This is a genomic window from Paraburkholderia tropica, from assembly GCF_900109265.1.
In the GTDB taxonomy this organism is placed as follows: domain Bacteria; phylum Pseudomonadota; class Gammaproteobacteria; order Burkholderiales; family Burkholderiaceae; genus Paraburkholderia; species Paraburkholderia tropica.
Genome location: NZ_FNZM01000025.1, coordinates 92,576 through 102,042, shown reverse-complemented (window position 1 = coordinate 102,042; position 9,467 = coordinate 92,576). Strand labels below are relative to the sequence as shown.

Below are 9,467 nucleotides of genomic sequence, written 5' to 3'. Positions count from 1 at the left end.
CGTGTTCGGGCCGAACACGGCAGCACTGGCTGGAACGCAACTGGCGGGCGCAGTGATCGGCATTCGTGGCGGCGTGCCGACGAAAGTTGTTGGCGTCTCGTACGACCTGTTTGCGGGCACGCCGATCTACAAGCCCAAAAACTTCCCGACCGCGCGATGGACGGTCGGGTTCCAGCTAACAGCAGCGTTCTAACCGCCCGCACGCGCCAACCGCACAACTACCGCCTAAAACACTCACCGATTCACATCAACCACAATCCGCCCACGCACGCGTCCCTCGAGCAAATCCGCCGCAGCAGGAATCGCCTCCGCCAGCGCGATCTCGCGCGTGATCGTGTCGAGCGTCGTCAAATCCAGCGTATGCGCGAGCGCCTGCCACGCCTCCTGACGTTCTTCGAACGGACGCGTCACGCTGTTGATCCCGAGCAGACTCACGCCGCGCAAGATGAACGGCGCGACCGTTGCAGGCAATTCCATGCCTTGCGCGAGGCCGCAGGCGGCCACCGCGCCGTTCGCGCGCAGGCTCGCGCAGACGTTCGCGAGCGTGTGGCCACCCACGGAATCGATGGCCGCGGCCCAACGTTCCTTTTGCAGCGGCTTGCCGGGTTCGGTGAACGCGGCGCGATCAATCACATCGGCGGCGCCCAGTTGCCGCAGATAATCGGCCTCCTGCACCTTGCCGGTCGAGGCGACCACGCGATAGCCGCGCTGCGCGAGCAGGGCGATGGCGAAGCTGCCCACGCCGCCGCTCGCGCCCGTCACCAGCACGTCGCCGTGGCTCGGGCCGATGCCGTGACGCTCCAGCGCGAGAATGCAGAGCATCGCCGTATAACCGGCCGTGCCGACGGCCATCGTCTGGCGCGGCGTGAGTCCGGCGGGCAGCGGAATCAGCCAGTCGGCCTTGACGCGTGCGCGCTGCGCGAGGCCGCCCCAATGCTGTTCGCCCACGCCCCAGCCATTGAGCACGACCGCATCGCCGACCGCGTAACGCGGGTCGGCGCTCTGTGCGACCGTGCCGGCGAAGTCGATGCCGGGCACCATCGGAAAGCTGCGCACGACCGGACCTTTGCCGGTGATCGCCAGGCCATCCTTGTAGTTCAGCGTGCTGTACTTGACGTCGACGAGCACATTGCCCGGCGGCAATTGCGCGTCGTCGAGTTCGGCAACACGTGCCGAGTATGTTTCGGATTCCTTTTCAATCAGGATGGCTTTGAACATGGTTCGTTTCCCGTGTGACGTGAGCGGTGCGATCGAATGAATGGATCGCCGCGGCGCTACTGCGCGCGCGGCAGCCCGGCGATAAATCCCTTGAAAAACGTATCGAGCGGCGCGTCGCTGCGCACCAGCCGCGCACGCATCACCGCGCCTTCCCAGCCGATCCAGAAGCAGGCCGCCAGCGCGTCGAGGTCGGCGTGCGGCGCGAGTTCGCCCGCTTGCTGCGCATCGTGCAAACACGCGGCGACACGCGCCTGCCAGCCCTGGAACACGCGTTCGAGCGTGCCGCGAAAATCGTCGGGCAGGATATCGACTTCGATGCCGAGATTGCCTGCGAGGCAGCCGCGCGTGTAGTCGTGACGCGCCATGCCCGCCTTGGCGTCGTCGACGAAGGCGGCGAGGCGATCGAGCGCGGGCCGCGATGTGTCGAGCAGCCAGCGGTCGAGCTTGGCGAGAAAGTAGGCGTCGTAGGCGTCGAGCAGGACGCGGCCGAACGCCTCCTTGCTCTCGAAGTAGTGATAGAACGAGCCCTTCGGAATGCCGACGCGCTTGAGCACGGCGTCGAGCCCCGTGGCGGCGAAGCTTTGCCCGGTCAGCAATTCCATGCCCGCGCGGATCAGCGCGGCGCGCGTGTCGGCGTGCGCGAGCGGGTCTTTGCGGGGGCGGCCGCGACGCGGCCGGTCAATCGAGGCGTCCATGCGGGGATATTAGACCGATCGTCTCAAAAATTCAATCCCCGGCTTGAACACGCTTGAACACGCGCGATCTCAAGGCGTCCAGCGATGCACGATGACGCTCGTGCCGTTGTAATTGTCCTTGGTGATCACGTATTGCCCCGCCGAATTCAGATACACGCGCAGGCCGTACATCGAATCGACGTCGTTGCCCACATCCACGTTGGTCGGGTTCGCATTCGTCAGCGTGGTGACGAGCTTGCCGGTGGTGAGATCGTAAATGTCGATGTTCGGCACCGTATGCACGTAGCCGACGAACAGATAATTGCCCGCGGCGGCAATCGATTTCGGATTCGCGCTGGTGAGCGTGATAACGGGGCTCGGCCGGTTGATATTGCCCGACGTCCAGCCGTGATAGACCTCGATATAGCCGTTCATCGCGGTCCAGTCCCAGTTGCCCGCGAGGCCCTGGGCGAGAATCATCGTGTCGCTTTCGGGCAGATAGAGAATGCGCGCCGTGGGCCGCACGCTTTCCGGCGTCGAGATCGTCGTGGCCGCGCCCCATTGCGGTTTGCCGGTGCTGTCGAAACCGGTCAGCGGATAGTGGTAGATGTGATTCGTGCGGTTGAGTCCGGCCCAGACGTCGCCGCGGCTGTCGAGGCAGAAGCCGCCCGTCACTTCGAGCGAGGTGTTGAACGGCGTGCCCGGAATCGAGCCGTCCGGAATCGCGATATAGCCGCTGCCCACGTTGAAGTGATAGAAGTAGAAGATGCCCGGATTTTGCCCCGACGCCACCAGAATGCGGTTGCCGTTGACCGTCACGAGCTGGCCGAAGTGTTCGTCGCGCTGCGTGTCGTTCATGTTCAGGCGCGGGTCGTTCGGGTAGGTGAACGGATCGACTGTATTGGCCACGAAGGTGCCGCCCGCGGTCCCCGTATAGATCGCGGTGCCGCTGTAGAACAGCGCGCCGTCGGTGACCGGATCGGGCGCGGCGACGCCTTCGAAATTCAGGCCCTGAAGCTTCCAGAGCAGCGTGCCCGCCGCGTTGTACGCGTGGATATCGGTGCCGCCGTTGCGGCCGAGATCCCAGCCGCCGCCCCACGGATTGTTGAGCACGTAGAGATTGCCGCTGCTGTCCTTGCCGATGCCGGTCACGCGCGTGAAGCGCTTGTCGCCCACCTGGCCCTTGATGCCGGTCGTGGTGTCGAGGTAGCCGCCTTTTACGCCGAAGGTGCCGGTTTGCGTGGGCGTGCCCGCGAGGCTGTAGAGCTTGATGTTCTGGTCGGGGCCGCTGTCGCCGATCATCAACTGGGCGGTCGTCGCATCGAAATAGAGCGCGGAGGGTTGCGAGCCCGCGGCCATCTGGATCTGCTGGAGCTGTGCGCCCGCCGGACTGAATGCGGTGACGGTGCCCGCGCTCTTTTGCGCGATCCACACGTTGCCCGCGTTGTCGAGCGCGAGCGCGCCCGGATTGGCGATCGAAATATCGCGCTGCCACGCGCCGTCGGTGGTGTAGACGCGCACGCGGTTGCCGTAAAAGTCGCTCACGTAGAGCAGCGTGCCGGCGGTGGCGAGTCCGGTGATGGCGTCGACGCGGCTCAGGGCGTTCCACACGCTCACGTTGAAAGTGAGGTCGCGCTGGCCGCTCGCGCGGTTGTAGCGGCCCACGGTGCCGCTGCCGTTCGAGGTGTTCACCGAGAGCGCGACGAAGATATCGGTGGCGTTGCCGGTGATCGCGCCGCCCTGGAATTCGTCGTGGATGCCGATCGAGCCGAGGCTCTTGTCGTTCTGATAAATGGCGACGCCGCCTTCGTTTTCGTCCCAGAACGATGACGTATAGATGACACCTTCGGGCGCGACCCACATCGAGCGCGCGCCGTTGCCCACGTGCGCCGCGAGCGTACCGTAAGTGTTGGCGAGCCAGTCGGTGGTGTACTGCTGCGCATGGGACGCAGGCGAGATCGCGGCCGTCGCGGCGCAGACGAGAGTGGCGCACATGCGCTTCGTGAACATGGATGAGGCTCCTGGTGCGGATAAACCGGTGACGCGATGACGATGAGCGCATCCGGCGGCGCTCGATGACATGGCGGAATTGGACGAAACGACGTGCGTGATCCGCGTGTCGCAACGGGCGTTTTTGCGAGCGCCTGTGCGGGTACGGTTGCGGGTTTACGCGCGCGCATCGGAGCAAGCGGCATGCCGCGCGGCGCACTTTTTTGTAGGCTATGCGCGAGGGATTGAAACGTCGTTATGCGCCAGTGGGTTGGGAGTCGTCGAAGGCGCTATGCGGATTGCAAGACATGGGTGAACGGTGTTTTGCGCTGCAAATTCGGTGGCTGACGCAGGAAGAATGTGCATGCAACGTTTCTTTTTAGCGCACGTTTTGCGGGGGCGATTGCAATGAACATGACGAAGGCGGAGCGAGCCAAAGCGGTGCAGGTTCGCGTGGAGGGATGTCGAACTCGCTGCGCGCGCGGCGATCTCATGCGGAACGCGTCGCCGTTTATGCTGGATGTCACCGGGAGCGCGTATAGTCTTTAAACCCGGACTTTAGACCCGGTCGACAAAAGCAGTCAGCGAATTCCATCGCCGAAATTTCATGCGGGCGAAATGAAAACGCGGACACATTCGGGCGCACAATGCTTGCTTTTGCCGCGCCCGCCCTTAGGTAGAGGACTTCGTTTCAGTAGCGGCGTGGCGCCTTCCACGCCGGGAAATCAGGGACAGCAAGCCGTGAAAGTCGAATTTGTCGAAGCGAGCAGTGCACGCCCCGACTTGCTCTGCTATCTGGTCGCGATTGCCGCGTCGTCGTATGCGCTCACGCAGGAGTGGCGCGTCGATCACGTCGTGCAGTGCTGCCGCGAATGGCTGGACAAGAGCGCGCTGACGATGCACTGGCTCGACCGCGTGCGCCTCGGTCAGCTCGCGCTGAAGATCGCGAGCCGCGACCTGCTGGGCGCGGGCATCGCCGTGCGTCTGTCGAGCGTCTCGGTGCTCTTTACCGCCGAGATGGAACTCAACGAAGCCTCCACGATGGTGCAGCGGATGATGTCGCTGTGCCACGAAGCGCTCTGACGCGTCACGTCGTGTTGCTCGCCGCGCGGCGCTGAAATCACGCGCCGAATCTACGCACCGAACCTACGCGCCGAAAGCCGCCACCACTTCCTCCACGAAATACCGCAGCTTGAGCGTCGTCGGGCTGCTCGCCATCACGATGTGCATGGGCCGCGCCACCGGTTCGTACTGCGTGAGCAGCGGCACCAGCGAGCCGTCGCGCAACGCGTCGCGCACGGCGGTCTCGGGCGCGAGCGCAATGCCGAGCCCGTTGACGGCCGCCGTGATCAGCGCCTTCATGTCGTTGGCGCGCAGGCGCGGCGCGATCGGCGCGGTCCACGCCTGGCCGTTCTCGATGAACCCCCAGCCGCTCGCCGGCGGCGCCGACGTATAGGCAAAGCCGAGGCACTCGTGCTCGATCAGTGCGTGCGGCGTCTCGGGCGCGCCCGCCGCCGCGAGGTAGGCGGGCGAGGCGCACACCACGAAGCGATACGGCCTGAGCGCACGCGCGACGAGCGTCGAGTCGTTGAGCGCGCCGAGCCGGATGGCGGCGTCGTAGCCTTCGTCGACGATATCAACGAAACGGTCGGTCAACGTGAGATCGATCTGCACGTCGGGATAGCGGTTTAAAAAGCGCGCGATCGCCTCGGGCAGCGCAAAGGCGCCGAAGGTCACCGGCGCGGTGATGCGCAGGCGTCCGCGCGGCGTGTCGGCCAGCGAGCGCGCCTGGGCCTCGGCGGCTTCGGCGTCGGCGAGCAGCGCGCGGCAGCGCTCGTAGAACGCCTGTCCCGCCTCCGTGAGGCTTTGCCGCCGCGTCGTGCGGTTCAAGAGGCGCGTGCCGATGCGCGTCTCCAGTTCCGCCACGTGACGCCCGGTCATCTGCGGCGTCATGCCGAGCGCCTTGCCCGCGGCGGCGAACGAACCGCATTCGACCGTCTTTACGAAGGCCGCCATGCCGGTCAATCGATCCATCCTGGCTCCCAGATTCGAAACTGTCCTTTTCGACAGCCAACCATTTTCGCCGCTTTATCGCGTCCAGTGTTCGAATCATAGTGGTATCCGGGGCGTGCGCGAAAGCGCCGCAACCAGTCAACGACCACGCATCTGGCGACGGCGCGAAGCCGTCAGGAGGACATCGGCATGAAAATCGGCATTATTGGCGCGGGCTTTATCGGACGGGCGATGGCGGAACTCGCCATGCGCCACGGCGACTCCGCGATGCTCAGCAACTCGCGCGGCCCGCAGACCTTGACGAGCACGCGCGCCGCCATCGGCTGCGAACTCGGCACGACCGGCGAGGCGGCCGCGTTCGGCGACGTCATCGTGCTCGCCGTGCCGTTCGGCAATCTCGCGCAACTGCCGCCGGGCCTGCTCGACGGGCGCATCGTCATCGACACCTGCAATTACTATCCGGACCGCGACGGCCACGTTGCCGCGCTCGACGCGCACGAGACCACCACGAGCCAGCTCGTGGCCGCCCGCTTCCCGGGCGCGCGCGTCGTGAAGGCGTTCAACGCGATCCTGGCCGCCGATATCGGCACCACGGGCGCGCCCGACGGGCAGCCGGGGCGGCGCGCTCTGCCGCTCGCGAGCGACGACGCGGCCGCGAAGGACGTCGTGAGCACCTTGCAGGACCGCTATGGCTTCGATGTCGTCGATACGGGCGGCCTCGCGCAAAGCTGGCGCTTCGAGCGCGCGAAGCCCGCGTACTGCATCCCGCTCGATCGCGCGGGCATGGAGCGCGCCATCGCGCAGGCGCAGCGCGACGTGGAACTGCCGCACGGTTCGTGGCGTAAATAGCGCTCGGGGCGGCCGGGCAGGGAAGTTGGCACCGATGCGCGCACCGAAGCGGACACGGGCGGCGGCCCGTGTCATGCGCCGTTACAGAAAGGCGGACGCGCGGCTGTCCCTTTTCGGGGCGCTCGCGTGTCATGAAAGATGAGCGCGCACGTTCGCCGGGCTGACGGATGGAACCGTCGGCACCGGCCGAACGCGGCGAAATCCGCAGCAATGCGCATTTGCTGGCGAACGCGCGCAACTTACGAGATCATTGCGGCGCTCGCCGCTTTCCGTTTTTCCGCTTTCACGATCACCGCCATGCCTGTGTTGTTTCACCTGCCGTTGTTCGAGTCGTTCGCCGATTTGCTGACTTTTGTGCCCGCCGCCGCGGCCCGTCGCCCATGAGCGCGGCGTTGGCCCAGGTGCGCCGGGTGGCGCCGCTCGTCTCGCGTATCCTCGCGGCGATTGTCGGCGGCTACGCACTGGCCGCGCTCACGAGCGTCGCGGCGCTCGCGTTGCCGATTGCCGCGCCGCAAGGCGTCATCACAGGCATGCTGGCGAGCTTCGTCGTCTACACCTGCGTTGTGATCGGCGTGTTTCTCGCGCGTAGCGCGCGGCGCGCCTGGGGCGGGCTGCTGATCGCGGCGGTGCCGCTGTTGCTGGCGTCGTGGTCCGTCTGGACGTCGGCCGGAGGCGCAAAGTGATGGCGAATCCCAACGACGCAACGCCGCAAGTGCGCGATAACGGTCGCGCCCCAAAATCGGCGAAATCGGCTAAATCGACGAAATCGACCGGAACACAGAGCAAGGGCGTGCGTCAGAGCATGTCCGATCTGCACACGTGGGCGGGGCTGCTGGTCGGCTGGCTGCTGTACGCGATGTTCCTGACCGGCACGGTCAGCTACTTCAAGGAAGAGATTTCGCAATGGATGCGCCCCGAGCTGGCGCATCAGCAACAGGTGCCCGATCCGGCCGCCGTCTCGCAGCGCGTGGCCACGACGCTCGCCACGCTCGCCGACGGCACCACGCAATGGAGCGTGCAACTGCCGACCGCGCGCAGCAATCTCGCCAGCGCGTTCTGGCGCACGCCGCCCGGCTCGGCGCAAAAGGGCATGTTCCAGGAAGGCGTGTTCGATCCGGCGACGGGCCACGCGGTCACGGCGCGCGACACGCTCGGCGGCGAGTTTTTCTATCGCTTCCACTTCCAGTTCTATTACATGCCGGTGATGTGGGGCCGCTGGCTCGCGGGCCTTTGCGCGATGTTCATGCTCGTGGCCATCGTGAGCGGCGTGATCACGCACAAGAAAATCTTCGTCGACTTTTTCACGTTCCGCTGGGGCAAGGGCCAGCGCTCGTGGCTCGACGCGCATAACGCGCTGTCGGTCTTCGGCCTGCCGTTCCATCTGATGATCACCTACACGGGCCTCGTCACGCTGATGACGATGTACATGCCGTGGGCGGGCGAGGTCGCGCTCAAGTCGGCGGCGCAGCGTCAGGAAGTCGCCGCGCAACTGAATGCGTTCATCCGCCCCGGCAAGCGGCAAGGCGTGGCCGCGCCGCTCGCGAACGTCGACCGGATGGTTCGCGAGGCGCAGGCGCGCTGGGGCGAAAACAACGTGCTGCGCGTGACGGTGACGAATCCCGGCGATGCGAGCGCACGCGTGGCGGTTTCGCGCGGCGAGGCGCTGCGCGTGTCGGTGAGTCCGCAATATCTGCTGTTCGACGGCGTGAGCGGCAAGCTGCTCGAAACGCACGACCACGTCGGCGGCGCGGCCGAAACGCGCGGCGTGCTTTACGCGCTGCACATGGGCCGCTTCGGCGATCTGCCGGCGCGCTGGCTGTATTTCATCGTCAGTCTGGCGGGCACGGCGATGGTCGGCACGGGCCTCGTCATGTGGACCGTCAAGCGCCGCCAGAAGCTGCCCGATCCGATGCGTCCGTACTTCGGTTTTCGCCTCGTCGAGCGGCTCAATATCGCCAGCATCGCGGGTCTGTCGATCGCCATGACGGGGTATCTGTGGAGCAACCGGCTGCTGCCGGTGGCGCTGCCGCATCGCGCCGATACCGAAATCAACGCCTTCTTCGCGATCTGGGCCGCGACGCTGCTCTACGCGCTCGTGCGCCCCGCGAAGCGTGCGTGGATCGAATTGCTCTGGCTGGCGGCCGCGCTGCTCGCGCTCCTGCCGGTGCTCAACGCGCTCACGACGCAGCGTCCGTTCTGGCGCAGCGTCGCGCAAGGCGACTTCGTGTTCGCCGGTTTCGATCTGATGATGTGGGCGCTGGCGGCGCTGCATGCCGCGCTCGCGTGGCGCACGGCGACGCATCGTCCGCGTGAGAAAGCGGCGGGCAAGCGCGCGACGGCGACGCTGCCGCAAGAGGAGGAAGCGTGATGGTCGGGCTGACGTTGGGGCTGTGCGTGATGGCGTTCGCGTTTCTCGCGCTGGGCATGGAGCGGCATCAGCAAGCCGTGCTCGGACGCGCGCTCGACGCCGGGCGCACGCGCGGCTTCAGGATCGCGGGATGGTGCGCGCTCGTCATCACGCTGCGCATGATCGTGGGCGAGGCGGGCTGGGCGATGGGGCTCGTCTATTACGCGGGCTGCACGAGTCTCGCGGCGGGCATCGTGTATGGCGCGATCCTGTGGCGTCAGCGCGCGCGGGCTTGAAGCGGAGATTCTGGGCGAGGAAGAACGCAAGAAGCGGAGTTCGATCCGCGAGCATTGCGCGTAGACTTTCGCTGAAACGGC

10 protein-coding genes and 1 pseudogene are annotated in these 9,467 nt (G+C 66.0%); 7 read left to right on the top strand and 4 right to left on the bottom strand.

Annotated elements, in window-relative coordinates; all coding sequences use genetic code 11:
• Positions 1-193: pseudogene (locus BMY06_RS33075) on the top strand (ShlB/FhaC/HecB family hemolysin secretion/activation protein); the annotation flags it as partial.
• Between the two features lie 41 nt (positions 194-234).
• Here the strand turns inward: BMY06_RS33075 and acuI are convergent.
• The 3 genes from acuI to BMY06_RS33060 form a co-directional block, all read right to left on the bottom strand.
• Positions 235-1,218 carry an acrylyl-CoA reductase (NADPH) gene (gene acuI, locus BMY06_RS33070; protein ID WP_065062829.1) on the bottom strand — a complete coding sequence of 328 codons (984 nt, stop codon included), beginning with the start codon at positions 1,216-1,218 and terminating at the stop codon, positions 235-237.
• A gap of 56 nt (positions 1,219-1,274) precedes the next feature.
• A complete protein-coding gene (acuR, locus tag BMY06_RS33065) occupies positions 1,275-1,913 on the bottom strand; it encodes an acrylate utilization transcriptional regulator AcuR (protein WP_074987218.1) in 639 nt (212 codons plus the stop codon).
• Between the two features lie 69 nt (positions 1,914-1,982).
• Complete coding sequence (locus BMY06_RS33060) at positions 1,983-3,902, bottom strand: SMP-30/gluconolactonase/LRE family protein (RefSeq protein WP_065062832.1); 1,920 nt, start codon at positions 3,900-3,902, stop codon at positions 1,983-1,985.
• Between the two features lie 720 nt (positions 3,903-4,622).
• Here BMY06_RS33060 and BMY06_RS33055 point away from each other — a divergent pair.
• Positions 4,623-4,964, top strand: coding sequence for a hypothetical protein (locus BMY06_RS33055; protein WP_065063018.1), 342 nt, complete (start codon positions 4,623-4,625; stop codon positions 4,962-4,964).
• A 63-nt stretch (positions 4,965-5,027) separates the two neighbouring features.
• On the opposite strand, the gene BMY06_RS33050 is transcribed toward BMY06_RS33055, so the two are convergent.
• Positions 5,028-5,915: a LysR family transcriptional regulator gene (locus BMY06_RS33050; protein WP_074987217.1), complete on the bottom strand. Its 888-nt coding sequence runs from the start codon at positions 5,913-5,915 to the stop codon at positions 5,028-5,030.
• 168 nt (positions 5,916-6,083) lie between these two features.
• Here BMY06_RS33050 and BMY06_RS33045 point away from each other — a divergent pair, with 168 nt between their 5' ends.
• The 5 genes from BMY06_RS33045 to BMY06_RS33030 all read left to right on the top strand — a co-directional run bounded on the left by BMY06_RS33045 (position 6,084) and on the right by BMY06_RS33030 (position 9,386).
• Positions 6,084-6,743, top strand: a complete 660-nt coding sequence (locus BMY06_RS33045) for an NADPH-dependent F420 reductase (RefSeq protein ID WP_074987216.1) — start codon at positions 6,084-6,086, stop codon at positions 6,741-6,743.
• Between the two features lie 138 nt (positions 6,744-6,881).
• A complete protein-coding gene (locus tag BMY06_RS39175; protein ID WP_124261899.1) occupies positions 6,882-7,127 on the top strand; it encodes a hypothetical protein in 246 nt (81 codons plus the stop codon).
• Positions 7,124-7,426: a DUF3649 domain-containing protein gene (locus BMY06_RS33040; protein WP_074987215.1), complete on the top strand. Its 303-nt coding sequence runs from the start codon at positions 7,124-7,126 to the stop codon at positions 7,424-7,426. The genes BMY06_RS39175 and BMY06_RS33040 overlap by 4 nt, the downstream gene beginning before the upstream one ends.
• Before the next feature lie 119 nt (positions 7,427-7,545).
• The gene (locus BMY06_RS33035; protein WP_074987226.1) at positions 7,546-9,111 is read left to right on the top strand and encodes a PepSY-associated TM helix domain-containing protein; all 1,566 of its coding nucleotides are present in this window, start codon (positions 7,546-7,548) and stop codon (positions 9,109-9,111) included.
• The gene (locus BMY06_RS33030) at positions 9,111-9,386 is read left to right on the top strand and encodes a DUF3325 domain-containing protein (RefSeq protein WP_065062840.1); all 276 of its coding nucleotides are present in this window, start codon (positions 9,111-9,113) and stop codon (positions 9,384-9,386) included. The genes BMY06_RS33035 and BMY06_RS33030 overlap by 1 nt, the downstream gene beginning before the upstream one ends.
• Positions 9,387-9,467: the final 81 nt, after the last annotated feature.